Origin of the sequence: Nocardiopsis changdeensis (assembly GCF_018316655.1) — a bacterium.
Classification (GTDB): domain Bacteria; phylum Actinomycetota; class Actinomycetes; order Streptosporangiales; family Streptosporangiaceae; genus Nocardiopsis; species Nocardiopsis changdeensis.
The window spans coordinates 4,098,619-4,124,122 of record NZ_CP074133.1; the positions used below are offsets into that span (position 1 = coordinate 4,098,619).

A 25,504-nucleotide genomic window follows, 5' to 3' on the forward strand; every position below is an offset into this window, starting at 1 on the left:
GCCATGGCCCCGGCCTCGGTCGAGGGGAGCCGTACCATGTCCGCCGGGGGACCTCCGCTGCGCCCACGAGCGACAGCGCAACCCGCAGGAGCACGGTCTCCGGGTAGCCCGCGGCGAAGTGGAGATTACCGTGCAGCCCCTAGGCCACCCAGGCCACGCCCGGCTTTTCCTCGGACAGGAGACGGTCAACGCAGAATGGCTGCGGCCCCAAAGCCGGCATCGACCGCTTCATCTCGCCCTCGGAGCCCTCATTCGACCACGTGCGCCGTTCATCCGCCGGCGGAGACCACCTCCTGAAAAAGCTTGTTCGTAGCGGCGCTGGGACGGACCCGCATGGGCTTGAGATGCTCGACCAGTGCCTGGTACGTGCGCTGGACGGCGTCCGGACGACCCAGCAGCGCGTGAGTGCGCATGAGCTCCTGGTAGATGGTCTCATTGAGGTCGTCGACCTCGCGGGCGCGCTCCAGCCAGGGCAGCGCCTGCCCTGGGGTTTCTGCGGCCTTGGCCAGGCCGACGAAACAGTCGGCGACCGCACGGCGGTGCGCTTGGCGCTTCTCCTCGATCCAAGGCAGGTCCACCTCGGTCAACAGCTCGTGGGAGCACAGGTCGGCCGCCACCTGCAGATGTGTCAGGCGCTGGGCTTCGTCCTCCGTGTCCTTGGCGGCCTTGAGCGCCGTGCTGAAACGCCAGATGTCGACGTTGACCGCTTCGGCGCGGAGCCGGTAGCGGCCTTGGGCTACGTCGATGATCTCCCGTTCGTGGTCTCCCCACGCCTGGCGGGCAGCGCGCCGGGCACTGCTGGCGGCGGTGTTGCGCAGGGTCTTGGCCTTGGTCTCGGAGGTGTCCGGGAACAGGGCGTCGGTGAGGAGGTCGGTGCTCACCCCGGCCGGGTGCAGGGCCAGGAAGGCCAGGAGCCTGCGGGCGGAAGCGCGCATGGTGACACCGATGTCCTGGCCGTTGTAGGTGATGACGGGTTGGGGAGCGAGGAGCCGCACCTGGATGCGTGACATCGGCTCGGGCTCGGTGTTCGCTTCTGGACGGGGTTCGGGTGCGGGGTCTTCATCTACAGAATCCAGGGTGTCGGGTTCCTCGGCCTCAGGCGGTTCCTCCACAGCGCCGTGGGCTGCGGCAGGCGTGATCCGGTGAAGCAGGCGCAGGTCCGTGTAGGTGGCGGTGGTTCCGTCGGCGGCGGTGATGCGAATGGTGTCGAGGCTGTCGCAGTGCACCCGGGGCGAGGATCCCCCTCCTTCGCCCAGGGCGAGAGCACGAATGTCGCCGTCCTCGTGGGAAGTCAGCGCTGTCAGCCGATCGGCGAGGACAGGTGTGGTCGGCGCCTCCACCAGGAGCAGGGTGGATTCGTCGCCGGTGACGTAGGAGAGTTCGGCCTCGGTCAGCGCCGAGGCGAGGTCCGGGAGGACGCGCAGTCGCTCCCCGCCCGCCCGGGGCGAAGCTCCGACCGCGGCCATGAGAGGCGCAGGGGTGATCACGTGTACAGCGGGGTCGTCCAGGGCCCGGTCGAGGATGGAGGAGAACACGGCCGCCGCGTACTCGCCGGTGAAGGCCGGCCCTGTGGTGGGGTCGATAGCGAGGGTGTCAGCTATGCGCAGGTGCCCTTCCGGAGTGAAGAGCACCCCGTTGGTGTGGCGGCTGACCTGTACCGGATTGCCGATGGCGCCTTCCGGGGGCTCGGCCTCCTGCTGCTCTTCGTTCTCTTCGGCTTGCCGGGGTGTGTCGGCGAGGCCGGGGGGAACGCAGTGTCCGGGTGCGGTGCGCCGCCCGATGACCGCGCCCGCCGCACCTCCGGCCACCGCTCCGGCGGCCAGGGCCATCAGTGGGACGGCCATCCCGCTCTCCCGTGGTTCCGGTTCCACCGTCGCGGTGTCGTTCTGTGCGGGTTCGATGTTCTGCGGAGGGGCCTGTCGGCCGGTGCTGAGCGTGTAGGTGATCTCGACCCGGCGGTCGGCCGCCGCGCCGAGGTCCGGATGGTCACGCGGCCAGCGGGAGCCGGCCCCTTCGACGGTGATCTCCCACTCCTGCCCGAGCTGTTCCGTCAGCAGGGCGGCGATGGCCTGCGCCCGCTGCTCGGACAGGACCTGATTGTGGTCGTCAGGTCCGCTGGCGTCGGTGTGCCCGGTGACGGTGATCGGGGTGTTCCGGTCGCCGAACAGCTGGAGCAGCTGGACGGTGGGCCCCAACTCGTCGACCATCGATGGTCCGGGTTCGGCGGAGTCGAGTCCGAATCCGGCCAGGACGCGCGTGCGCTCCAGCAGGTGCGCCGGTTCGCCCTGGGTCGGCGCAGTGTCGGCGTCGGGTGTGCCGGTGGTCGGTGTGCTGTCAGCCGGTGCCGACACCGCCGCGACAGCCGGGGCGCTGACCGCCACCGAGCCTCCGGCGAGGCCGGTGACGGCCACGCGCACCAACCCGATCCGGGGAAGGTGCCCGCGCAGCACGGCGATGACATCGGCTGTCACCAGGATGGCGAACACCGCCCACAGCCCCCACAGCACGACGAGGGCCAAGGCGTACAGGACCGTGGTCGGCAGTGTCCCGCTGAGCAGGGACAACCACAGATAGGTCCCGGTCACCTCCTCCCCCACCGGCCATTCCCACCGGCTGAGGATCAGCGGCGGCGTGATGAGCAGCGCGAGTGCGGCTGTGCCCGCGGCCATCGTTCGTACCGGATGCATCTGCGGTTCCTCCTCCGGTCAGGGTGTGTGGGCGGTGGCAGTGGCCCGGGAGGCGATCTCGACCTCACCGAGGCCGCCCCACACGGTGGGCTGTCGCACCGTGGTGACGGTGACCGTCACCGTCTCCCCCTCCACCTGGACTTCGGCGTTCGCTCCTGCTGCGATGGCGTGGGCCTGCGCCGCGGCCGTAGCCGCTCTCGGGTCCAGGGCAACGGCCCCTTCACGGAGCCGGGCGGTGTCCAGGTGCTGGGCTCCGGTGCGGGCGGCTTCGTGCGCCAGTGCGGTGGTCCGGGTCTTGGCGTGGAGGAGGCGTGCGCCGTCGTGGGCCAGGGCCAGGCAGGCCAGGAGGGTGGTGGCGATGGCCAGGACGAACGCGGTAGGGCTGCCGCCGCTCATCGGCGCTCCCGGGAACGGTGAACGTCCAGGACGGAGACGGCCGAGCCGGTGACAGCGCGCTCGGCGGGCAGGCCGGGAAGGCGGAGGTCGTCGCGTCGGGTGGTGCAGGTGACCTCGGCCCGGACCGCGCGGGTGTCCGCGACGGTGGTCGGTCGCAGGGTGAGCGTGGGGGCGTGGCAGGCCCGCGCCCACTCCCCCACGCTGTCGGTGATGGCCTGTTCGGCGGCCACCCGTGCCCGGCTCGGGTCGGTGTGCAGGGACGCGGCCCGTGCCGCGGAGTGGGCGAGGGCGTCGGCGGCGATCGCCGCGGTGTAGAGGCGCCCGGTGAGGGCGATCAGGGAGAGGAAGACCAGCAGCAGTGGGATCACGAGCACGATCAGGTCGACCGAGGCGCCGCCGCGGTCGCTTCCCCTGCCGGTGTTCCTCCGTGTGGAGGGGACCTTGGTCATGGACGTTCCACGTGCTCGGTGGGTCCGGTCAGGGAGACGTGAACGCCGGGGTTCCAGCCGGGGAGCAGTCCGAGGGTGGTGGCGTCCACCGTGACGCGAGTGGTGCCACCCTGTCGTCGGACGTCGACGGTGGTGTCGCGCAGCAGGGTTCCGCCGAGGTCGCCGGCCAGGGCGTATCCCCGTTCTTCGCCTTCGTGCTCGGTGCCGTTGAAGACCCGTCCGCCGGCGAGGGCCTCGGTGGCGATGGCCTGCGCGCGGTGGTGGGCGTGGGTCCAGAGCGTGTACTGGACGATGCCCAGGAGCATGGCGAAGGCCAGGGGGAGGGCGAGGATCATGTCGGCGCTCCCCCGGTCACGGCCCCTACCGCGCCGGTGCGGGGTTTTCACGGGTTGACGCCCAGGTCGATGGATTGGGCGCTGTTGAGGATCCGCGGGGTGAGGATGGCACCGACGCCTACGGCGATGGCGATGACGATCGCGAGGATCAGCACGTATTCGGTGGCGGCGGATCCTCGGTCGGAGCGTGCGGTCCGGGGTTCGAGGAACGCTGCCAGGGTTCGCCGGAGACGGCTCATGGTCTTCCTTCTTTTCCGTGGCCGGTGTCAGAAGCCGGTGGTGACGTGGACGATGGCCGGGTGTCCCATGAGCAGGAGGAACCCGAGGATCAGGAGCATGACGGGCAGGGTCATGCGTTCGGTGGCCTGGTGGGCGCGGGTTTCGAGGGCGGCGAGGCGGCGGGTGCGCAGGGTGGCGGCCTTGGCCTGGACCGAGGTGCGGACGCGGGCGCCGTCGGTGCCGGCCAGGCGCAGGGAGGCGGCGAGGTCGTCGAGTTCGCGTACGCCGGTGTGGTGGGCCAGGCCTGCGAGGGCGTCCCAGGGAGAGTGGGCGCGCAGGTCGGCTTCGCGCAGGCAGTGGCGGATCCGGGTGAAGGCGGGCCCGGCTCCTGCGCGGGTGGCGGAGGACAGGGCGGTGGAGACTCCTGCTCCTCCGGCGAGGGCGATGCCGGTGAGGTCGGCGATGGCGGAGGTGGCCTGGCGCAGCTGTGTCCGGTGGTGCTCGGCGCGGTACCTCAGGAGTAGGGCGGGTGCGAAGACCGCTGAGGCCAGGAGGACGGCTCCGAGCAGGAGCGCGATCGGGATGGTGAGCGGGAACTCGGGCAGTGCGGCCAGGGACACCAGGAGGACGGCTGCGGTGCCCGCTCCCAGCAGGGCGACGATCTGGTGGGCCCGGTAGGTGTCGAGGTCCTGGCTGCAGGCGGCGAGGTCGTTGCCGAGGCGTTCGGCCGGGGGGCCGATCCGGGCCAGAATCCCTGCTCCCGTTCCGCTCGCACCCTGCCGCGTCGACGCTTCGACGGCTTCTCCTTCTTCTGTGGGGAGGAGTTCCGCGAGGCCGGGGCGGCTCAGGGCGCAGGCGGTCCACCAGAGCCCGGCTCCGGCGGTGGCTCCGGCCATGGCGGCGACGAAGGCGTTCATCGGGTCCCCTCTGCGGTGTTGAGCAGGCGTTCGGTGTGCGGTGGTTCGGCCAGGCGGGACAGCCACCCGAGCGCGGCCGCCCACAGCGCCCCGACCAGCGCCAGAACGACCTGTCCGCCGGCCGAGCCGAGGGGCGCGAAGAAGGGGCCGTTGAGGACGGCCATGCTGGCGGCCATGGTGAGGGAGGTCGCGGTGATGATGCGTACGGAGGTTCGTGTGCGGGCCCGGGAGGCCTGGATGCGGACGAGCATGGCGGCGCGGTCGCGGGCGGCTTCGGCGAGTGTGCCCAGCAGCGCGGCCAGGTCGGCGGCGTGGCGTTGGACGGCCATGGTGAGCGCGGCGACGACCAGGTCGGCGGTCTCGTTGTCGACCCGGTGGGCGAACTCGACGAGTGCCCGGTCGAGGTCCTGGCCTGCGGTGAGATCGTCGGCCAGGCCGCATACATCCTCGCGGATGGGTGCGGGTGCGGTGCCGGCGGAGGCGCGAATGGCCTGGTGGAGTCCGGCCGAGGCGCTGATGAGGTCGCGGAGCTGCTCGGCCCAGGCCGCGACCGCTTCGATGCGGTCGGCCTCGGCGGTGACGGTGCGGTCGGGGGCCAGGTGGCGGGGCAGCCACCACAGGGCGAGTGCGGCCAGGAGCGCGGCGACCGGCCAGGAGGTGAGGGTCCAGGTGATCGTCCCGGCACCGGCCGCCGCGGCGATCCGCAGTCCGGCCGGACCGGTGAGGTTCAGGCGGGAGCGGAGGGCGGACAAGAGCGTGGGCAGGGTGGGGGCGAGCAGCACCAGGCCCACGCCGACGGCGGCTCCGCCCAGTGCGGCGACGGGCATCGTGGTCATGCGCCGCTCCCGGTGAGCAGGGTGGTCGGGTCGAAGCCGGTGCGGACGAGCTTGCGCGCGTAGGGCGGGCTCAGCGGGAGGACGAACCCGTGTTCCGCGGTGTGGATTTCGTTGGTGACCACGCGGGGTCCGTCGCAGCCGACGATCTCGCGGATGCCGGCGACGCGGCGGGTGCCGTGGGCGTCGGTGTCGATGTAGACGGCCAGGTGGACCGCCGAGGAGATGAGGATGGCGCTCTCCTCCAGGGTGAGGCGGTCGCGTGCCTGGTTGGCGTAGGTGGCGAGTTTGGTGAGGATCTGCTCTGAGGAGGAGGCGTGCACGGTGGCCATGGAGCCGTCGGTGCCCATGGTCATGGCGTGCAGCAGAGCGACCGTTTCCTGTCCGCGGGTCTCGCCGACGATGACCCGGTCGGGTGACATGCGCAGGGCGTGGCGGAGCAGGTCGGCGAGGGTGATCTCCCCTGCCCCTTCGGTGTTGGGCGGGCGGCCCTGGAGTGCGAGGCAGTTGCGGTCGGGGTCGGAGTCCAGGGCGAGTTCGTAGGCGTCCTCGATGGTGATGACGTGTTCGTCGTGCGGGATGTGGCGGGCCAGGGCGCGCAGCAGGGTGGTCTTGCCCGATCCGGTGGCTCCGCCGATGACCACGTTCAGGCGGGCGCGGACGGCCGCGACGAGCAGGGCGCGGACCGGTTTGGTGAGCATGCCGGAGGCGGTCAGGTCGGTGAGGGTGAGTTCCCGTTCGGGGTGGCGTCGGATGGTGACGGCCGGGTGGCGGGAGACGCCCATGACCGCGGACAGGCGGGCGCCGTCGGTCAGTTCCATGCTGAGCAGGGGTGCGGAGGCGTCGAAGCGGCGTTCGCCGCCAGGGGCCTGGGCGGCGAGGCGTTGGACGAGGGCGATGAGTTCGGTGTCGGTGGAGGTGATGGGCGGTCGCTCTTCGCGCTGTCCGCCGCCGAAGTCGACCCAGACGCGGGTGCCGTTGATGTGGATGTCGCGGATTCCGGGTTCGGCGAGCAGCTCTTCCAGGGGGCCGAGGCCGCATACCTGGGACAGGACGCGGGTGCGGACCCACGCCTCCTCGTGTTCGTCGAGGGGATGGGCGGCTCCGGTGAGGGCCCGGCAGGCGTGCTCCTCCAGGAGGACGGACACGAGGGAGTCGGCGCGTTCGCGCCGGGAGGTCTGTCCAGGGTCGAGGTGGTCGCCGTCCGTTGACCGGCGCACGAGGGTGTCGGTGACCTGGTCGGCCCAGTGGTGGGCGAGGTCGCGTACGTGCTCGGGAACGTGGCGCAGGGCCGTTGGGGCCGGCTGTGGGGAGGAAGGTGTCGGGGTCATGCGGCACCCGCCTCGATGAGGGCGGCGGTGCGCGCCGCCGTGGTGTCGGCGCACAGGTCGTCGATCCGATCGGCCAGCTGCTGGGCGGCGGCCAGCAGAGGCATCCAGGTGACGGCGTCGGGGTCGCGCCGGGTGTGGGACCAGGCGGCGAAGCGTTCGCGCGGGCCGCGGGGGCCGGTGCGTTCACCGCGCAGGTAGCCGGCCCCGGTGGGGTCGTGGGGCAGGTGGGCCCACACGCGGTGGCCGGTGGTCGTCTCGATCTCGATCGAGGTGAAGCGGTTCCCCCGCACGGCCAGACCCACCACGGCGCCCTTCTCGGTGAGGGCGTCGAGGATGTCGCGGCAGCGGGCGACCCGGTGGAGCTGTGCCGGGTCGTCGCCGTCAACGGTGACGACCGCGGCATCGGCGTGGGCGAGCAGACGGGCGCCCGCGGTCCCGGGCATCACCCGGCCCAGGTCCAGGACGGTGACGCCGCCGTCGAGAACGGCTCTGCGGTGCGCGAGGACGTCCACCACGGGCGTGGCCTCATGCGGGGTGGCGGGTGCGGTCAGCACCCGCAGACCGCCGGGCAGTTCGGCGGTATGGCCGAGCAGGGCCCTGCGGACCCCGTTCTGCCGCACCTGGATGAGGTCGGCGGCCGAGCGCACGGAGGCGACCAGGGAGACCAGCCCGGGTCGGCCTTCGATGCGGTGCCATACGGCCAGGTCCCCGCCGCTGACGTCGGCCTCCACCAGAACCGGAACGGTGAGCGGACCGGCGGGCCAGATGGCCGCGAGGGCTGTGGCCAGGGTGGTGACGCCCGGTGCTCCGGAGAGCGAACACACCGCGATGATCATCGTCTTCTCTTTCGTGTTCGGTCGTTGTCGTGGGCGACGGGGTGAGCGGGAATGACGATCAGGGTTCGGGGGTGAGCACCAAGCGGGCGGTGGAGCCCTCCAGAGCGTGAACGGCATCGGCGGCACGGTCCTCGGGAACGATCAGCTCGATGACACGGGAGCCCGACGTCTCCCCCTCCTCCCCCGAGCCGTGGAGCCGCGCCGGAACCGGATCGGTCTCGGCGCTCATGAGCAGCAGCGGTGCGCCCGGACCGGCCGAGGCGGGGAGCATGCCGGGGGTGGTCTGCATCGACACCACCGTGTTCCCGGGTGCGGGCCAGGAAGCGGTGTCGGTGAACATCGGGGATGTGAGGACGGTTCCCTCGGGCACGGGGAGAGCGACCGGTGCTCCGAGAGCGCTCTCGGTGGTGGCGAGGTCCAGGCCTTCCACGCCCAGGGCGTGGACGATGCGAACGTGGGAGGAGGTGAGCACCTCACCGGGGACGAGATCGGTGGCGGCGATCAGCATGGGGGTGCGCTCCTCCTCGTATCCGGCCGCCCAGGCAGCGATCACTCCTCCCAGAACGGCTGCGGTGATGCCGGCGAGGGGGCGCTTCCACCGACGGGTTCGGGTAGGGGTCAAGCGGATTTTCCTGCTTTTCCGGTCGGATTGATTCGAATCCGGTGGTGCGGAGATCGTGGTCACGGGTTCGGCGGCCTTTCGTCGGTGGCGGAGGGCGAATCAGTCGGTGACGAGGGCGTGCACCTCACGCACGCTGAATGCGCGGCGGGCGGTGGTGGTGAGCGGGTCGAGAGTGCCGCCGTCGCCGCTGGTGGTCGACCAGGTCACCGTCCAGACAACGGTGGCGGTGACGGGGAACGTGCCGTCGGGCTCCCGGTGCGAGGCGCGGGTGTAGATGTGACCGCAGTCGGGTGAAGGGGCTGCCGGTTCGCGCCGGTCGGGGTTGTAGACGGCGCCTGGGCCTTCGCAGGTCAGGGTGGTGCCGTCGCCGAGGTGCCAGGTGGCACGGTCGGGGGTGGCGGTGACGGTGACCGATCCGGCAGAGACCTCGGCGGTAGCGCTGACCGGTTCCCAAAAGGCAGGGGCCATCCACAGCCACACCGGGAAGCCGACGACCGTGTCCATGCCGAATTCCGGGGAGGCTGCAGGATCAGGCGAAGGCAGGGTCATGGTGGCGCGGGCCTGCTCGGCGACCATGCGCGGATCGACGAAAACGGGTTCGGCCAGTGCGGGCATGGAGCCGGCCGAGCACGTCCACTCCTGTTCGGCGTCGTGTTCTCGCCACGAGGTGCAGGCGACCTGCGCGACGAGGCGAAGTCCGCTTCCCGATCCCGTCGGAGAGGCCGGGTCTCCTCCTCTGGGAGAGGAAGTGGTGCCGTGTTGGGCGGTGGCCGTGGCGCTGCAGCCCGGCCCTCCGTGGTGACCGCACACCGCCGATCCGCGCAATCCGGCACTGTCGTCCATCGGAAGCATGGGAATCCCGGAAACAGCCACCCCCGCAGCGAACGCTCCGGCCGACACGAGCGAGGTCAGCACGTGTCCTCACCCCAGATGCGCATCTCGGTGACCCACCAGTCGAACACGTCGCGGGTGACCGTCGCTGTGACGAGGACGTTGTCGGACTCCGGTTCGTCCGCGCCGATGACCGTCCAGTCGCCGCCTCCTTGGCAGTCCTCGATCTCCACGACCGTGGGCTCGTCTTCGGGGGAGGCCGACACCACCACGGGGTGCAGTTCCGGCGCGCCCTCCATTCCCTTGCCCGCGTCGGCGACGCCTTGGACACCGTGGCGGGCGAGTTCCAGTGCCTGTCCCGTGGCGTGCTCCGTGAGATCGGGGTGATCGGGGTCCATCTCGGCGGAGGCGACCACGAGCGCGTCCCAGAAATCCCGGTAGGCGGTGACCGCCTGCTCTTCGGAAGGCTGTGTCGTGGCCTCCGTTTCCGCCAGGGGAGCTGCGGATCGGGCCAACGGTTCGGCCATGGAGGTGGTGCTCTCGGGAGTTCCGGAACATGCCGCGGTGAGCACCAGGCACAACGTGGACAGCACGAACGCACGCACGAGAAAGGCACTCCCTTGAGTGATTTGATCGTCACTCTTAGTGACTTGAGTGAACGTAGTGCGCCTACCGCGCTTCGCACAAGCGGTTCTGAGTAGCTCGCGGGAGAAAAACTGTCGCCATACTCACCGCTCAGGGATGTCCAACCCGACTGCCTGCGAAAACACAACCAGGAAAAGGGAAGCGGCAGCGGAACGGCGCAGACGGCCAGATGGGCGGTGTCCCCGAAGGAACACCGCCCATGAGACAGGACGCTACTCAGGGAGTGAGGACGAACGCGGGCAGGTCGGCCGGGATCGCACCGGGCTCAATGGGCAGTGCGGCCCACACCGCGCGGCCCAGGATGGTCGTGTTCTCGCGAGGCCCCAGGGTGTAGGAGCCCCACTCCACGGCAAGAGCCTGGATCAGCATCAGGCCCCGACCGTCCTCCGAGGTACGCCACAGGTCCTCGGTGGCCTGTTCAGGGATGTGCGGCGAGCCGACCGCTCCGCCGTCATCGAGCACGGCCAGCCAGAGGATGCGCTCATCGATCAGGGCCAGGGCTCGGTGGAAGCAGGGCCCGGAGGTGTGCTCCACGGCATTGGCCGCCAGCTCACCCAGGCACAGCAGGGCGGTGTCGATGGTGTCGGTGTCGAAACCGGCCAGGTCTCGCGCCAGGTCGTGACGGGCCCGCCCGACATGGGGCAGGACTCGGGGGTAGGTACGGTGCTCCCACCAGGTGCGGGCCGCGGCGGGCGGGGAGAGTACGAGCCTGGTCATGGAATCCCCCGTTCAGGCCCGCTGGGCCAGGTAGACGCGGATGCGGTCGGTCAGCTCGGCGAACTCGTCCTCCGCCGGGTCGGAGTCTGCCGCCGGGGGCGTGGCCGGGTAGTCCTCCGGCTCGGCCGGACGCGGCCGGGGAACAGTGGCTCGTGCAAGGTAGGGACGCACCAGGGCCCCGGCGCTCCAATCGGGGTCGACGTCCGCCCTGTCCTCCTCGAAGGGGGTGAAGCGCTCTCGGTAGGCCTGCTCCCAACGGGTCGAGGCGGCGGACGCTCCGCTCTCCCAGGCACGCTGTTCGGGGAAGCCGGTCGGATCGGCGAGCAGGTCACCACCTCGCCCGTCACGTCCGGAAACGCTGTTGGGGGCCGGCGCTGTGGACAACGCGCGCGGGACCCGACGGGGAAGCCGGTCCAGGCGGGGGCTGAAGAGTGCGGCCAAGGCGGTGGCCAGCAGCGCGGCGGCCAAGGCCCACACGCGCCCGGCCATGCTGTCGCAGGGCCGCCGGTGACGGCCGATAGTAGGGTGTTCCACGGTCTCCTCCTGGTTGCTTCAGGTGGTGATCGCGCCCCGGCCCTGTGTGGGAGCACTGGTCGGGGCACCTGTGTTTTCGGTTGTTCCGGGGGTGGGTGTCATTGGCCTTGGGCTGCGCTTCCCACCCGGATCGATTCAGGCCACGGTGGCCCAGGGGTTGCAGGTCAGGTCATAGGCGAGGAAGAACCACACCTGCCCGCGGTCGGCGATGCCGTTGTCGCCCCACGAAGTCGCCAAGGCGTCTACCGGCGCCAGCCCTCGCCTCGATTCAGTGTTCGCATCCAGCCCGTAGGGGCGGCGGTCAGGTGTTCACGCTCCCCGTCCGGGGTGGTGCGCCCGTCCGAGCTCCCCTGGTCGGCGCACATCAGGTGCAGCCCCGTGCGGCAGCGCTCGCACCGCAGCGTGAAGGTCCCGAACGGCCGCCCCGAGCGGGAGTGGGTGAGCGCGTTGGCCGCCAGCTCCGACCCGAGCAGGGTGAACAGGTACCGGTAGTCGGCGTCGCGTTCAGCGGCGCTGGTGTCCAGAAACGCCCGCACCAGCGGCATCAGCTGCGGCGAAGACCCGAACTCATAGGAGCGAACCCTGTAGTGGAGTCTGCGGGTGTTGGGGTTGAAGTAGTGGCGGCACCGCTCCGGCACCAGCTGCCCCAGCGGCAGGGTCCCCTCCGGCAGCGTCGGCATCGGCAACGGCATCGGCGGGGGCGAAGAGACGATTCCGAGCATGGCAAAAACACTCCTCAGCATGAGATCGCAGTTCAGGGGGAGGTGCAGCAGCACTAGGGCACAAGCTCGCAGCGACTGGGCTTGCGCCAGAGCGTGGATCCTCTCAGCTCATTGAGAGTCAATATTGATTTTCAATATAGGATCTCAATGGGAGGTTGGCCAGTGGAACACCGAACCTGGCCAGCCAGGTTCTCCGCCGACTCCCCCAGCAAGCGGACGCAACTCCGCTAACGTTCACCGCACCGACCCCGAAAACACACGAGGTGGCATCCATGGGCTCCAGCCCGACAGTCTGGCGACGCTGGCTCGCCCACGAACTGAAGCGCCTCCGCGAGGAGGCCGGGCTCAGCCGCAAGGAAGTCTCCACCGCCCTGCGCTGTACCACCGGCAAGCTCCACTACATCGAGACCGCGGTCGTCCCACCCCGCACACGCGACCTCGAAGAAATCCTCTTCGACCTCTACCGGGTCCCGCAGGACCACCGGGAGCATTACCTGCAAGCCGCCCGCAACGCCAAGAAGAAGGGCTGGTGGGAGCACCACAGCGAGACCGTCCCCAAGTGGTTCTCCCTCTACCTCGGCCTTGAGCAGGGAGCCTCGGAGATCTACGCCTGGGAGACTCAGCTCCTTCCCGGACTGCTCCAGACGCACGCCTACGCAACGGCACTGATGGAGAACGGCACCGCGGAACTAGGAGAGGAAGAGATCCGCCGCCGCGTGGACATACGCATGTCCCGCCAGAAGATCCTTGAAGGCGATGAGCCGATACGGCTGTGGGCGGTCCTCGACGAGGCCGCGCTACAGCGGAACGTGGGCGGCGCCGAGGTGATGCGCGAGCAGTTGGCCCACCTGCTGGAGATGTCCCAGCGGCCCAAGGTGACCCTCCAAGTGCTGCCTCAGCGGAGCGGGGCCCACCCGGGCATGATGGGCAGCTTCTCGATCCTGGGCTTCCCGGCCACCATCGACTCCGGAGTCATCTACATCGAGCACCGCACGGGGTCGATCTACTTGGAGCAGCCGATGGAGATCAAGGAGCACCAGATAGCGTTTGAGCATCTGCGCCTCGCGGCTCTCAAGCCCGCGCAGTCCCGCCTTCGGCTCCAGGAGATCATGGAGGAGTACTCATGACTCAGGTCCCGCTCGAATCCGAACTCCGCCTGGTCTGGCGTAAGAGCAGCTATAGCGGCGATACCGGCGGCAACTGCGTTGAGGTCGCCGACCTGCTCTGCGGAGCCGCCGTTCGCGACTCCAAGCACCCCACCAACGGACACCTGCCCTTCCCCTCCCCCGAGTGGACCGCCTTCCTCCACTCCGTCCGCGGCTGACCCTCGCCTCCCCAATCCCGCACAACGCCGCTGACGCCCGGCAAGGACCAGGTTCCCCTCTGGGAACCGCCGTGTTCATCACGTGACCCACGATTCTTCGTTCCTGGAGCGGCATAGGCCTCGATGTACTCCGAGACTCGGGCTCAATGACCGGTGGTGCCGGCGAGCCGACCTGCGAACACCCCCAGCGGCGTAGGCTCTCCAATCCTGACCGAGGATCGGTGTGGAGTTCCTCGAACCTCTGCACCCGGGTACTTCTCGCCCGGCACTGCGCCTGGTACGGCAGCCCGTGCCGGGCGGCGAGCGAAAGCGCCTCGTCGTACAGGGCGTGCGCGCCGGTGAAACCCCCCGTCGCTGACAATGCTTCGGCGGAGGTGACCGCCTCGATAACCACCAGCTGGGGCAAGGAGCCTCTCCTGATCCCGGCCGCGACTGGGTCGGCTCCGCCCTCACACCGGTGGGTTCGGTTCCCAACCTCCTCCCCGGTCTCCCGGGGCGGGCACTTCTCAGGAATCTCGCCGATCTCGATCTTGCCGCCGGGCGGCTCTCACTCGTTGCGCAGCAGCAGTATCCGGTCGTCACGGATCATCACCCCCTTGACGGAGACAGGGAACATGCGCGGAACGTAAGGGGCATCGGACATGAGAGGGCTCGCTTCCGAAAACGTACGAGCTCGTTGCCCCCGTGGTGGGTACCCCCGCGGGGGATCCCACGCGGCTTCGGCCGGGCCAGAGTGAGGAGCAGTCCCCACGCTCGCTGTCGCGAACCGCCGGTTCCGTCAGCGCTCGGCTCTCTCAGCAGTGAAGCGAGGAGAGGCAATTGAACGCCCCCGAGCCCCGCCCGCAGGGCACCCTCACGATAGGCAGACGGTTCACCTTCGAGGCCGGACACCGCCTCCCCGGCCTCCCCACCGAGCACAAGTGCTCACGGCAGCACGGCCACAGCTACGAGGTCGAAGTCATCCTCACCGCCGACCGCCTGGCCCCGCCGGGCTTCATCACCGACTTCGCGGACCTGGCACCGTTCAAGGAGTACCTCGACGAGGAGCTCGACCACCGCAACCTGCACGAGGTGCTCCCCGTCGAGCCGACGTCCGAACTACTGGCCCGGTACCTGGCCGAATGGTTCATCACCCACGTCGAACCCCACATCCCCGGACGCCTCCAAGCGGTGAAGGTCAGCGAGACCGCACGCAGCTGGGCACGATTCGACGTGGAGGGAACATGACCCCCGCCGGCAACGCAACCCGGCACGTGTCCGGCCACGGGACGTCGTTGATCGTCGCGGAATGCTTCGGCGACGTCGAACCGACCTTCCAAGGGGAGGGGCCGAGCCTGGGTGTCCCGGCACTGTTCATCCGACTGTCGCGCTGCAACCTGACCTGCTCCTGGTGCGACACCAAGTACACCTGGGACTGGACCGTCTACGACCCCACTCGTGAGGCACACCGCCGCGACGTGGGCGAACTGGCGGACTGGGCGTGCAGGACCGACGTGGGCCTGGTGGTCGTCACGGGCGGAGAACCGCTCCTCCAGCAGCGCGCACTCATCCCGCTCGTCCGCCGGCTGCTGGCGGCGGGAAAGCGCGTGGAGGTCGAGACCAACGGCACGATCGCACCCCAGAACGAACTCCTGGTCGACGGCGTGGTCTTCAACGTCTCCCCGAAGCTCGCCACCTCCGGTGTCGACGCGGCCAAGCGCATCGTTCCCGCCGTCCTCAACACCTTCTCGGCCAGCGGGCGGGCCGTGTTCAAGGTGGTGGCCCGAACCCCGGACGAGCTGGAGGAGGTCGACGAGCTCGTCAGCCGGTTCGCTCTGAGCCCCGTCTACGTCATGCCCGAGGGCGCCACCGCCGACGATCTGGTGCGCACCACCCGTGTCCTGGCGCCGGCGACGACGAGAACCGCCCCCCGGTCACCGTGATCAAGCGGGAATTCGCGGGGAACTCGATCCGGTCCATCCAGGCCGACTGAGGCCACGGCCCCCCGACAACACCGCCCACCCCTTCGCCGCAGCCTGCGAATACTGCGTCTGCCTCGGTAAGGCCTATCCCACTTCTTCGTACCAATCAGCAGGAAGCGAGTGGAGGTCATGGTCGGAGAGCTCGCACCGTGGTGATGGTGAGGGTGGGCAGGGCTCCGGGGGCCGAGCGGCGGACGCGGCCGGTCACCACCACGACGGGCTCGGTCCGGAACACACCTGCCGAGTGCTCCTGAGCGTCGGCGAACATGGCGGCCTCCACGACGCCGGTGCGGTCCTCGATACTCGCGAAGATCACCCGCCTGCCTGAGCGCATCGGCGGGGTCTGGAGCGCGATCGTGAGACCGGCCACGGCGACGGTGGTGCCGGTGGGAACCCGGTGCAGGTCTGCGGCGGCCACCAGCGGCGGGCGGGGCCGGGCCGCGAGGTCGGCCAGCCGGTCGGCATGGCGGTCCATGAGGTGGCCGGAGATCTCATAGCCCAGGATCCGGGCCTCCTCCTCTAGGCGCTCGGTGTGCGTCATCGGTGTGCCTTGGCCAGCGGGCACCTGGTCCGGGGTGGTCGCCAGCGCGAGCTGCCCGGCCCCGGCCGCGGACCGGGGGTGGGCGCGGGCCAGGCTGTGGGCGTGCAGTAACAGGTCGCGGCGGTCGGGGCCGTCGTCCTGGTCGGCGCCGGTGAGGTGGTCCAGGGCTCCGACGAGGATGAGGTCGTCCAAGGCGGGGGTGGAGGGGTGGGCGCGGACGATGAGGTCGCGCAGGCCCGTGAACGGGCGCGAGCCGAGGATGCGGTCGGTTTCGGCGGGGGTGAGCGAGCCGATGTCGGAAAGCGCTGGCCGCACCCCCCAGTGGTCCTCATCCACCTGTTCGACCCGCCAGGTGCGCTTGGAGGCGTGGATGTCCATCGGTAGGACGCGGACACCGAACCGGCGCATCTCCGCCAAGAGGGTGCGCCGCGGATACATCCCCGGGTTGTGGGTGAACAGCCCGGCGGCGAACGCGGCAGGGTGGTGGCGTTTCATCCACGCGGACTGGTAGGCCACCTGGGCGAACGCCACCCCGTGGGCTTTGGTGAACCCGAATGCGGCGAACGCGGCAAGCCGCTCCCAGACGGCGTCGATGGTGGCGGGGGTGTGGCCTTGCGCGGTGGCGGCGGTGTGGAATTCGGAGGCGACCTCACGCAGCCCCTCTGGGGTTTTCAGGGCCCGGCGCCAGGATTCGGCCTGGTGCAGGCCGCATCCGGTCATGGCGTCGAGGATGCGGAGCATCTGCTCGTGCCAGATCATCACTCCGCCGGTCTCGGCCAGGATCGGCTCCAGCAGAGGGTGGGCGGTGGGGGCCGGGCGGCCGGTGGTGCGGGCGGTGAGGTAGTCGGTGACGAGGTCGGAGCCGACCGGGCCGGGGCGGAACAGGCTGATGTCGATGGTCAGGTCGGCGACGGTGGCGGGCCGCAGCCGGGAGACGAGCTCGCGCTGCCCTGGGGACTCGGTCTGGAAGCAGCCGATGGTGCGGCTGGCGGCGATCATGTGGGCGGTCGCGGGATCGCCGTCCGGAATCGCGTCCAGGTCCAGGGCCTTGCCGGTGGTGCGCTCCACCTCGCCGAGGGCATGGGCCAGCGTCGACTGCATCCTCACCCCGAGCACGTCCAGCTTGAGCAGCCCCCAGGTCCAGGACTCCACGGCGTCCTTGTCGGCCATCACCATGGCGTGGCCGCTCCCGGAGGGGCGGGTGGGCAGCCGGTCGGGCAGGGAGTGGTCGCTCAGCACGAGCCCGCAGGGGTGCATCGCCACGTGGCGTGGTAGATCGGACAGGCGTTGCGCCAGATCCACCAATTCCCGCATGCGCGGTGTGTTCCAGCCGTCCATGGCCCGTAGTTCGGGCAGCTCGCGGATGGTGTCGCAGATGCGCGAGGCCCGCACCCGGGGCATCAGGGCGGCAATGCGCTCGACCTCGACCGTGGGCAGGGACAGCGCCAGCCCCGCGTCGCGGATCGCCGACCGGGCTCGGTAGGTGTCGATCATCGCCACCGCGGCGCTGGAGCCGGGGTGGGCGGCGATCACCGCGTCGTACGCCTCCAGGCGCCGCGCCGACTCCACGTCCAGGTCGACGTCGGGCATGGGCCGGTCGGGGCCGCAGAACCGTTCGAACAGCAGCCCGTGCTCCAGCGGGTCGATCGCTGAGATGCCGAGCTGGTGCACGATCATGCTGCCCACCGCCGACCCCCGCGCGGAGCAGCGGATGTTCTTGGCGCGGATGGCGTCGGCCGCGTCGGCGATCGTGAGCAGGTAGGACTCCAACCCCATCCGGGTGACGGTCGCCAGCTCCTGTTCCACCCGGTCGCGGACGGCCCGGGAGCGGTCCAGGCCCAGGCGGGCGGCGCCGGCGTCCAGGCGCGAGCGCAGTTCGGCGGGTGCGTCGGGGCGGTCGGGAAGGTGAATGCGTCCCGCGCCCAGGTCCGCGACGGGGTCCAGGGCGCAGGAGGCGGCCAGGGCCAGGGTGTGCGCGATGAGGCGGCGGGCGCGGGTGGTGTCGCCTGCGCACACCCCTGCGGCCACCGCCTCCATGTGGGCGGCGTCGGCCAGGTGGGCGCTGGTGGTGGGCGGGCCGGGGGTGTGGCCGCCGGGGCTGTAGAGGCGGATGCGGTCCAGGGCCTGGGCCACGGAGGCGTCGCCCGGGTCAGGGTAGCGGACCGTGTTCGTCAGGACGGCCAGGAGGCGTTCGTCGTCGGCCATCCGCACCAGGGACCGGGCGGTGTGCAGCTGCCCGTCCGCCCCGTGCTGATGCGGGGCCAGGACGATCTCGGCGCCGGTGGCCCGCCAGGCGGTGAGCAGGTCGCGGGCGTGGGAGCCGCGCCGCTGGGCCAGGGCCAGGCCCACATCGGAATCGGTCCCCAGGAGCACGACCAGCCCGTGGGCGTGCTCGGCCACCTGGTCGCGGGTGATGGCCGGGCCGGCGCCGTCGTGGTGGGCGGTGGTGACCAGGTGGCACACCGACGCCCATCCGGTGGCGCCGCGGGCTAGCAGGACGACGCGTCCCCCGTCGGGTGAGGCGAGGGCGAGGTCGACTCCCAGCACCGGGCGCACGCCCGTGCGGCGGCAGGTGTCAATGTGTTCGGCGGCCCCGTACACCCCGTCGCGGTCGGTCAGGGCCGCCATGGGTTGGCCCTGGTGGGCGGCCTGCTCGACCAGTGCGGCGGGGGCGGCGGTGCCGTGGCGCATCGAGTAGTGCGAGGCGACCCGCAGATGCGCGAACGGTCGGCTGCCGAGCACTCCTGCTCCCCTCCTCTTCCGTGAGCGGCAGGGGAAGGACACCGCTTTCGAACTTGCGTTCGAAGAATGTAGCGCAAGCTTACTCCTGCCGCGGCCTCTGACCTGCCCCGATGAAGCGGGGCAGGGGCAGGGCGGGGTGCGGGATCGCCTGTGGTGCGGGCGATGCGGCGCGGCCGGGCGTGTCCTGAGAACGTTCGGGTGGGGGCGGCCACATCATCGACCCATGGGATCAGGAGACGAGTCGGACCCGGTGGTCGTGCGCCTCGTGGGCGGTCCGCCTTGCTGGGACGGGGTGGTGGTGTAGGGCGTGTGCGAGCGGTGGGAGATCTACAAGGTTCCCGTGGAGGAGCTGGGGGCGCTGCTGAGCGTTCCCGGGCAGGTGTCCCCGCGGGCCGTGTACGAACCCGCCCCGGACGGCGACCGAGCAGTGTGGCTCTTCCGAGGCTGGGGGAGTAGACCTTCAGTAGGGAGATCGGTGGCCAGGGGACGAGGGTCTGTGTTAGCGAGGCGAATGGGCCCTCGGCTCCTGGCGGTCTAGGGCCACCTGGTAGCGCCGCGCTGGGGCGACGACAACGACGACGCCCAGTTTTACCCGATGTCCTCCGCCGAGCTGATCGACGAGGTCAAGTAGCAGCCAGGCCCGCCGCGGCCCCGGCCCTGGAGCGCGGCGGGCCCCCGTGCACCGGCGGGACAGGTTCGCAGACACATCCTCCGGGCTGTCCGCCTCCCCAGGACCGGGCGTTTACGGTGGGCGTGCCCGAGCCTGATGGGTATGAATCCCGCAGAGGCATAGCCGCGCCTTAGCCTGAGGCCGTGCACTTCAACGACAGCGCCTGGGCCCGACTCCGGGCTACACGCGCCAACCCCCCGGCCCCCACCGCCAAGCCGAAGCCGCGCAAGGTCACCTACCAATTCGGCCTGGAACAAGCCGAACAGCTGTTCCGCCAGGCCGCCGACGCCGCTCCCGCAACTCGCCCGATCACCGTGTTCTACGGGCTCAGCCAGGCCGGACGTGCCATCGCAGCCGCCGCCAGCAATGCGCAGGACAAATGGGAACTCGTCGGACACGGCATCAGCCCCCGGAACGACACCTTGCGCGATCCCCTGCCCGACGTACAGATCCGCACGGATGGCCCTGAAAACCGGGGCAGCTTCACACGGTTGTCCAAGATCCTGGGCTCCCCGGTGTGGGGCGACACAGCGGTGCCCCTGGAAAAGCTGTGGGACTGCATACCCGAGACCGGAGAGTGGCTGTTCGGTGAGCCGAGCACAGACCGGCGCACTCCCCTGCAGATCGAGATCCGCGACGTCCCGGAGCAGGAGCAGGATGTGGTGCAGGTACCGGCCTGGCCGCTCCCGCCATGGGTGATCACCACCACCGACCACCAGACGCTTCACGACTACCTCGCGGTGTTTCCTGACGCCGCAGGCTACGACTTCGCCAAGACCGGCCCCGGACCAGACGCCGACCCCGCATACGAACCACATGTGGACGGCTCTGGCGAGGTCTACCTGAGATGGAATGCGGACCTCGGCAGGAAGTACACCGAACGGATCGCCCTCCTGCACGGGAAAAGCCGTCTCTACCAGGGAGGCCGGTACCTGTTCCCCGCACCACCAGGAGCCGATCGTGGAATGCACCCGCTCATGGCCTGGTGGGCGATCCTGCACACGCTTTCGATGCTGGCCCGCTACCACCCCGTGGAGTGGGCCCGCCACATCGACGTGGACGCCAGCCCGTACGCGGTTCCGATCGAAGAGCTGCTGCGCGTGTCCCTGGGCGTCCTACCCGAGCTAATTCTGGAGGCTATCGACGACGTCCAAGCTTGAGTCCCACCTCGGCAACTGGCGGCGTTCCCAGCTACCGGAACCGCGTCACCCATAGGTTCGAGCGGCCCGTCACGAGGATGATTACAGAACTCGGTGGCAGGGGCGCTTCCGACCGTGGCCCTCACGACCACCGGGGCCTGCCCGCCGCCCCCAGGGGAAGGAGACCTCCGTATACAGATCCAAGACCAGCCCTGGCTTCGGAAACCATGAGTTCGATCCGCCCGGCCCCGAGCCGAAGGCGGAGGCGGACAAGCCCGGCACCGAGCGCAAGCCCACAGGCTGACCCTGCCTATAGACAAGTCCCGGTCCCCGCACGAGCTGGGCTTTGTGACCTGTCCGCGACCTCTCGCTGCCCCCGGCGGGGAATCCTGGGAAGCCGGGCCCGGCCCGGTTCGGGGCGTACAACAGACGGACAGAGGTAGCGATGACCGAAACGGGACAGCAGATCGGCGGATTCCGCCTGATACGGAAGCTGGGGTCGGGCGGGTTCGGGTTGGTGTACCTGGGCCGGGACGCCGACGGGCGGCGGGCGGCGGTCAAGCTGCTGCACCCGCACCTGGCCGCCGATCCTCAGGTGCGCCGCTACTTCTCCCGGGAACTGGTCAACGCCCGCCGGGTGCAGGGGTTCTGCCTGGCCGAGATCCTGGACGCCGACCCCGACGCCGAACGGCCGTGGATCGCCACCGAGTACATCGACGGCCCGACCCTGGCCCAAGCGATCCACCAGGAAGGGCCGCGCACCGGCGGGAACCTGCACCGGCTGGCGGTGCAGACCATCACCGCGCTGGCGGCGATCCACGCCGCCGGGGTGGTGCACCGCGACCTCAAGCCCGCGAACATCCTGCTGGCCGCCGACGGGCCGCGGGTGATCGACTTCGGGATCGCCCGCGCTCTGGAGGCCGACACCGTCTCGGCCACCCCGGTCGGCACGTTGGGGTACATGGCGCCCGAGCAGCTCGAGGGCACGTCCGTGGGACCATCGGCCGACGTGTTCGCCTGGGGTGTGGTGATGGTCTACGCCGCCACCGGCGCCGCGGCGTTCCCCGGCCCCACCCAGGCCGCGCGCATCAACCGTGTGCTGAACCACCCGCCCCAGACCGGGGACCTGGCCGACCCGCTGCTGGGCATCGTGCTGGCCTGCACGGACAAGGACCCCGCCCGGCGGCCCACCGCACGCCAGGTCTGGGACATGCTCCTGACCGGACAAGCCGCACCACCGCCCCTCGCCAAGACCAGGCTGCTTCGCACCGAACCCGAGGACGAGGAAGAAGCACGCCTGCGCCGCGCCGCCAAGGGCGGCAACACCGACGCCCAAATCAAACTCGGCGTCCTGCTGGACCATCGGGGTGAGGTGGAGGAGGCGGAGTCCTGGTTCCGCAAGGCGGCCGAAAGCGGCCACACCGGCGCCATGAACAATCTTGGGATCAGGCTGAGGGAGCGGAGTAAGACTGCGGAAGCCGAGACTTGGTTCCGACGTGCCGCCGAGGGCGGACACACCGGCGCCATGAACAATCTCGGGGCCCGGCTGGCCGACCGAGGGGAGGTCGAGGAGGCAGAGTCCTAGTACCGCAAGGCCGCCGAAGGCGGACAGATCTTGGCAATGAACAACCTCGGGGACCTGCTGCGGGACCGAGGTGAGGTCGAAGAAGCGGAGTCCTGGTACCGCAAGGCCGCCGAAGGCGGACAGATCTTGGCCATGAACAACCTCGGGGCCCTGCTGGCCGACCGGGGTGAGGCGGGGAAGGCGGAGTCCTGGTACCGCAAGGCCGCCGAAGGCGGACGGACCCTGGCCATGAGCAACCTCGGGGCCCTGCTGAAGCAGCGGGGCGAGTTTGAGGAGGCGGAGTTCTGGTACCGCAAGGCCGCCGAGGGCGGACACATCGACGCCATGAACAACCTCGGGGCCCTGCTGAAGAACCAGCGTAAGGCGAAGAAGGCGCAGCCCTGGTTCCGGCGTGCTGCCGAGGGCGGACACACCGGCGCCATGAACAACCTCGGGGCCCTGCTGGAGCTACAGGGCAAGGAAGGGGAAGCGGAGTCCTGGTATCGCAAGGCGGCGGGCGGTCGCTGATGTCCGTCTCTCGGCCGGACGCACCGCACCTCTGACCCACGCCGAGGTCCGCCGGTGGCGACGCCGCCCCGACCAGCAGGCTCCCGACTGATACATCGCGGCGTGCTGGTGGCCAAAGCCGCGCGCGATGCCCAACGCGCCCACCGCCGCCACGTCCAGGTCCAGGAGGCCGAGCACGCGCTCCTGCTGCGCGAGCACCACATCCGGAGCCGCCTGCGCGCCGGCGCCACGCGCTTCGATGACGCCGACCGGGAGATCCTGCACCGGTTCGTGCTGGAGGCCTGTCGGGACCTGGCCCGCGAGTGCGGCGACCACTGCGGAGGGCCGGTGCCCGAACGGGGGCCGAACGCGGCCGCCGTGCTGCGCTGGGCGGGAGTCGGTCCCGACGACCACACCACGTGGCCGGTCCACCGCGGCGACTGCGCACTGACCGGATCCAGTGTGCGGACCAGGGCCGACGTGTGAGCCCCCGGTCCGCAGGCACACGGGAAGGACCCCGGCGACGCCGGAGCCGACGGCCGCTGTCGGCGCCTGGCCGGCCTGAGCGCAAACGCCCCGGCGTGAGCGGAGAGTGGCCGTATTCGGCCAGTTGCCCGGAAAGTCCCACACGGCTGAGCACGCTGTGTTATCTGTGCGCACATGCCCACCGAGGATCGCCGCCGAGTCCGCACAGCCGTGACCGGTCACAAAGGGTCAGACGAACCCTCCTACATGCCCACCGACCCCGACGAGGCCAAAGAGTTCCGGGACCAGGCCAAAGAGCGCGATGAGACGCACTGGTGCGGTCTGCTGCTGGGCGGGTGCGGAGGACGCCTGATCCTGAAGGTCCCCGAGGACAAGATCCCCCACTTCGCCCATCGCGCCGACTCCAACCTGTGCGCGCGCATGGCCCAGGGACGCGAACACATCCGGGGCGGACAGAGCGCCGACCACCTCTACGCCCGCCGCCACCTGCGCGCTTGGATGCGCGAGCACCCGGGCACGGACGCGACGGTCCAGGCCCCGCCCGAGTTCAAGGGCCTGGAGGAGGGGCGCGGCTGCACCGAGCTGATCATGCCCACCGGCGGCAAACCGCTGCGCCTGGTGTTCACCCACGACCCGGACCCCGAGCTGCTGCGTCTGGCGAAATCGCCCCAGGCGCGCGACTACGTGTGGCTGGTGCGCGCGAACGAAGCCGTCACGCGCGCCTTGGTCGGCAACAGTGTCCCCCACCGGTTGTTCCGGTTGGAAGACGATACCGACCACGACAGGGCCCTCCAGGTCGGATTCCGTGACGGCACCGGCGAGGTCGAGTGGGTACCGCTGGCCGAGTGCGTCCTGCACGGCGACCACCTCACGCGCTCCCGGCCCGCCACCCCCGCTCCCTCGAACCCCGCCCCGCGCCAGGCGGCGGTAGCCGAGACCGCCTCAGCGCCCGACCCCGTGGAACAGGCGGCGGCCTCCCTGCGCCAGGCACTGGCCCAGGGCGATGCGGCGAACGTGCGCACCCTGGCCGAGGTGCTCCGCAGGCGGCTCACCCAGCAGGGCGTGCACAGCCTGCCCCCGCACCTGGTCACCGAGGCCCGCGCTCTGCTGCGCGAGGCCGCCCAGGCCCAGCCCCGGCGCGCCAAGGTCATCGAGGTGCCGCGCCGTGTGCCCACCGTGGAGCCCTACCGGCCCTCCCTCCAGGCCCGGGACCCCCTACGCGAGGACGTGGAGCGCCACATCGGCAAGCTGGAGTGGGCCGAGGCCAAGGGGCACAGCCGCGCCTATGAGGACAACCGCGCCGCCCTGGTGGAACTGCTCAACCGCCCCGACACCCCCACAGATCTGGTGGACCGGATCAAGCAGCAGCTGCGCCACTTTCCCAAGGACCGGTTCCGCCGATCCGAGCCGTGGACACCGGCCCCCGAGCGGCGCTCACGCCGGCGCGGCCAGGCCAGGGGCGACCGGCAGACCCAGCCCGCACGGCACGACGTACGCCGGCACGCCCACTTGCGGGAAGCGCTGGACACCCTGCGCTGGGCCCAGGAACGCCGGATGCCCGACACCTACGCCCACACGCGCGCCCAGCTGGAGCGGTCCCTGACGGAGCAGGCGGACCTGCCTGCGGGATTGCGGGAGCAGATCGAGGCGCAGTTGCTGCGCTCCCCCCAGGGGTTGTTCGACCGGCCCGTCCCCACCCCCGCCCCGCCGCCCTCCCCCGCCCTGCCATCCGCCCCTGCTCCGCCGCCCACGCCCGCTCCCGCACGGCCACGCCAGAACGACAAGAAGCCGCAGCGAAAACGCGGCCGCGCCCAACGGGACACCCGGCAGCGACGCGAGCCGACGCCACAGGCCAAGGCCGAGGGCGGCCTGCTGGCCACCGCCCGCATGGACGAGCGCAGCCGCAAGCTGCTGGAGCAGATACGCCAGCCCCAGCCGGAGCAGGCCCCGCCCGAGCGCGAGCAGCCCACCAGCTGACCGGCTCACGAACGAGGGCCCAGAACCCCATCGCCGGGTTCCGGGCCCCGCCACGCTCCCACGACCGCTACCGGACTGCCACCGGGCGGTCGGCCCTGGCCCGTGAGCGCCGGGCCCGGCGCACCACGAGCGCGCTCACACCCGCCGCCAGGAGCGCCACGGACTCCCACGGAGCGCCCATGAGCGCCAGACCCGCCACGAGCACCGAGCCCATCCCGATGTCGGCGCAGGTCTGCACCCGCCACCGCCGGCGCATCAGTCGTCGCCCCGCGAAGGGCCGAACAGCGGCGGCGGGTCGAGCACCACCCTGTCGTAATCGTCGGCCATCCCCGGCACCACCGAGCCGTAGCGCCCACCTACCACATGGCCGTCGTCGACCAGGGTGGGGCGCGGCTGGTCGGGATCGTCCGCCGCGGGGAGGAACGCGCCCAGGTCCACGGTCGCGGAGGTCTTGTCAGCACCACCCCGTTGCACGCCGACGAGCGTGACGGGGGGCTGGCGTGTGGTGGTCATACCGCT

At 70.6% G+C, this 25,504-nt stretch carries 26 protein-coding genes and 1 pseudogene; 9 read left to right on the plus strand and 18 right to left on the minus strand.

The genetic code is table 11. From position 1 onward, the window contains the following. Window positions 1-269 precede the first annotated feature (269 nt). The 15 genes and pseudogenes from KGD84_RS18910 to KGD84_RS18980 all read right to left on the minus strand — a co-directional run bounded on the left by KGD84_RS18910 (window position 270) and on the right by KGD84_RS18980 (window position 12,032). A complete protein-coding gene (locus KGD84_RS18910) occupies window positions 270-2,687 on the minus strand; it encodes an OmpA family protein (protein WP_220561749.1) in 2,418 nt (805 codons plus the stop codon). A gap of 18 nt (window positions 2,688-2,705) precedes the next feature. Further along, the gene (locus KGD84_RS18915) at window positions 2,706-3,083 is read right to left on the minus strand and encodes a hypothetical protein (RefSeq protein WP_220561750.1); all 378 of its coding nucleotides are present in this window, start codon (window positions 3,081-3,083) and stop codon (window positions 2,706-2,708) included. Continuing rightward, window positions 3,080-3,532: a hypothetical protein gene (locus tag KGD84_RS18920; RefSeq protein WP_255646651.1), complete on the minus strand. Its 453-nt coding sequence runs from the start codon at window positions 3,530-3,532 to the stop codon at window positions 3,080-3,082. Before KGD84_RS18920 ends, KGD84_RS18915 begins: the two co-directional genes overlap by 4 nt. Further along, window positions 3,529-3,867: a TadE family protein gene (locus tag KGD84_RS18925; protein WP_220561751.1), complete on the minus strand. Its 339-nt coding sequence runs from the start codon at window positions 3,865-3,867 to the stop codon at window positions 3,529-3,531. Before KGD84_RS18925 ends, KGD84_RS18920 begins: the two co-directional genes overlap by 4 nt. Before the next feature lie 47 nt (window positions 3,868-3,914). Further along, entirely contained in the window at window positions 3,915-4,106 is a 192-nt protein-coding gene (locus KGD84_RS18930; RefSeq protein WP_220561752.1) for a hypothetical protein, read from the minus strand. Window positions 4,107-4,133: 27 nt separating this feature from the next. Further along, the gene (locus KGD84_RS18935; RefSeq protein ID WP_220561753.1) at window positions 4,134-5,003 is read right to left on the minus strand and encodes a type II secretion system F family protein; all 870 of its coding nucleotides are present in this window, start codon (window positions 5,001-5,003) and stop codon (window positions 4,134-4,136) included. After that, a complete protein-coding gene (locus KGD84_RS18940; RefSeq protein ID WP_220561754.1) occupies window positions 5,000-5,839 on the minus strand; it encodes a type II secretion system F family protein in 840 nt (279 codons plus the stop codon). The genes KGD84_RS18935 and KGD84_RS18940 overlap by 4 nt, the downstream gene beginning before the upstream one ends. Further along, window positions 5,836-7,167 carry a TadA family conjugal transfer-associated ATPase gene (locus tag KGD84_RS18945; RefSeq protein ID WP_220561755.1) on the minus strand — a complete coding sequence of 444 codons (1,332 nt, stop codon included), beginning with the start codon at window positions 7,165-7,167 and terminating at the stop codon, window positions 5,836-5,838. The genes KGD84_RS18940 and KGD84_RS18945 overlap by 4 nt, the downstream gene beginning before the upstream one ends. Next, complete coding sequence (locus KGD84_RS18950; protein WP_220561756.1) at window positions 7,164-8,003, minus strand: CpaE/TadZ family protein; 840 nt, start codon at window positions 8,001-8,003, stop codon at window positions 7,164-7,166. The genes KGD84_RS18945 and KGD84_RS18950 overlap by 4 nt, the downstream gene beginning before the upstream one ends. 58 nt (window positions 8,004-8,061) lie before the next feature. Beyond that, entirely contained in the window at window positions 8,062-8,556 is a 495-nt protein-coding gene (locus KGD84_RS18955; protein ID WP_255646652.1) for a hypothetical protein, read from the minus strand. A gap of 168 nt (window positions 8,557-8,724) precedes the next feature. Beyond that, window positions 8,725-9,540, minus strand: a complete 816-nt coding sequence (locus KGD84_RS18960) for a hypothetical protein (RefSeq protein ID WP_220561758.1) — start codon at window positions 9,538-9,540, stop codon at window positions 8,725-8,727. Next, window positions 9,534-9,983, minus strand: a complete 450-nt coding sequence (locus tag KGD84_RS18965) for a hypothetical protein (protein ID WP_220561759.1) — start codon at window positions 9,981-9,983, stop codon at window positions 9,534-9,536. Before KGD84_RS18965 ends, KGD84_RS18960 begins: the two co-directional genes overlap by 7 nt. A 334-nt stretch (window positions 9,984-10,317) precedes the next feature. Continuing rightward, window positions 10,318-10,818, minus strand: coding sequence for an ATP-binding protein (locus KGD84_RS18970; protein ID WP_220561760.1), 501 nt, complete (start codon window positions 10,816-10,818; stop codon window positions 10,318-10,320). Window positions 10,819-10,830: 12 nt separating this feature from the next. Continuing rightward, complete coding sequence (locus KGD84_RS18975) at window positions 10,831-11,352, minus strand: hypothetical protein (protein ID WP_220561761.1); 522 nt, start codon at window positions 11,350-11,352, stop codon at window positions 10,831-10,833. Between the two features lie 135 nt (window positions 11,353-11,487). Next, window positions 11,488-12,032: pseudogene (locus tag KGD84_RS18980) on the minus strand (ATP-binding protein). Between the two features lie 314 nt (window positions 12,033-12,346). On the opposite strand from KGD84_RS18980, the gene KGD84_RS18985 reads away from it, so the two are divergent. The 4 genes from KGD84_RS18985 to KGD84_RS19000 all read left to right on the plus strand — a co-directional run bounded on the left by KGD84_RS18985 (window position 12,347) and on the right by KGD84_RS19000 (window position 15,320). After that, window positions 12,347-13,201 carry a helix-turn-helix domain-containing protein gene (locus KGD84_RS18985; RefSeq protein ID WP_220561762.1) on the plus strand — a complete coding sequence of 285 codons (855 nt, stop codon included), beginning with the start codon at window positions 12,347-12,349 and terminating at the stop codon, window positions 13,199-13,201. Further along, on the plus strand, window positions 13,198-13,398 hold the full coding sequence (locus tag KGD84_RS18990) for a DUF397 domain-containing protein (RefSeq protein ID WP_220561763.1): 201 nt from the start codon (window positions 13,198-13,200) through the stop codon (window positions 13,396-13,398). Before KGD84_RS18985 ends, KGD84_RS18990 begins: the two co-directional genes overlap by 4 nt. 819 nt (window positions 13,399-14,217) lie before the next feature. Continuing rightward, the gene (locus tag KGD84_RS18995) at window positions 14,218-14,625 is read left to right on the plus strand and encodes a 6-pyruvoyl trahydropterin synthase family protein (protein ID WP_220561764.1); all 408 of its coding nucleotides are present in this window, start codon (window positions 14,218-14,220) and stop codon (window positions 14,623-14,625) included. Beyond that, complete coding sequence (locus KGD84_RS19000; protein WP_220561765.1) at window positions 14,622-15,320, plus strand: 7-carboxy-7-deazaguanine synthase QueE; 699 nt, start codon at window positions 14,622-14,624, stop codon at window positions 15,318-15,320. The genes KGD84_RS18995 and KGD84_RS19000 overlap by 4 nt, the downstream gene beginning before the upstream one ends. Window positions 15,321-15,486: 166 nt before the next feature. Here the strand turns inward: KGD84_RS19000 and dnaE are convergent, their stop codons facing one another. Continuing rightward, window positions 15,487-18,642, minus strand: a complete 3,156-nt coding sequence (gene dnaE, locus KGD84_RS19005) for a DNA polymerase III subunit alpha (protein WP_255646653.1) — start codon at window positions 18,640-18,642, stop codon at window positions 15,487-15,489. Between the two features lie 813 nt (window positions 18,643-19,455). On the opposite strand from dnaE, the gene KGD84_RS19010 reads away from it, so the two are divergent. From KGD84_RS19010 to KGD84_RS19030, 5 genes are all read left to right on the plus strand, one after another. Further along, the gene (locus KGD84_RS19010; RefSeq protein ID WP_220561766.1) at window positions 19,456-20,472 is read left to right on the plus strand and encodes a YaaC family protein; all 1,017 of its coding nucleotides are present in this window, start codon (window positions 19,456-19,458) and stop codon (window positions 20,470-20,472) included. 424 nt (window positions 20,473-20,896) lie between these two features. Further along, window positions 20,897-22,036 carry a serine/threonine-protein kinase gene (locus KGD84_RS19015; RefSeq protein ID WP_220561767.1) on the plus strand — a complete coding sequence of 380 codons (1,140 nt, stop codon included), beginning with the start codon at window positions 20,897-20,899 and terminating at the stop codon, window positions 22,034-22,036. Window positions 22,037-22,072: 36 nt separating this feature from the next. Beyond that, window positions 22,073-22,543, plus strand: a complete 471-nt coding sequence (locus KGD84_RS19020; protein WP_220561768.1) for a tetratricopeptide repeat protein — start codon at window positions 22,073-22,075, stop codon at window positions 22,541-22,543. A gap of 102 nt (window positions 22,544-22,645) precedes the next feature. Beyond that, window positions 22,646-23,008 carry a hypothetical protein gene (locus KGD84_RS19025; protein ID WP_220561769.1) on the plus strand — a complete coding sequence of 121 codons (363 nt, stop codon included), beginning with the start codon at window positions 22,646-22,648 and terminating at the stop codon, window positions 23,006-23,008. Window positions 23,009-23,254: 246 nt separating this feature from the next. Beyond that, window positions 23,255-24,985: a competence protein CoiA family protein gene (locus tag KGD84_RS19030; protein ID WP_220561770.1), complete on the plus strand. Its 1,731-nt coding sequence runs from the start codon at window positions 23,255-23,257 to the stop codon at window positions 24,983-24,985. A gap of 67 nt (window positions 24,986-25,052) precedes the next feature. On the opposite strand, the gene KGD84_RS19035 is transcribed toward KGD84_RS19030, so the two are convergent. Together KGD84_RS19035 and KGD84_RS19040 are read right to left on the minus strand one after the other, a co-directional pair. Continuing rightward, entirely contained in the window at window positions 25,053-25,241 is a 189-nt protein-coding gene (locus KGD84_RS19035; protein WP_220561771.1) for a hypothetical protein, read from the minus strand. Then, a complete protein-coding gene (locus KGD84_RS19040) occupies window positions 25,241-25,498 on the minus strand; it encodes a hypothetical protein (protein ID WP_220561772.1) in 258 nt (85 codons plus the stop codon). The genes KGD84_RS19035 and KGD84_RS19040 overlap by 1 nt, the downstream gene beginning before the upstream one ends. Window positions 25,499-25,504 lie beyond the last annotated feature (6 nt).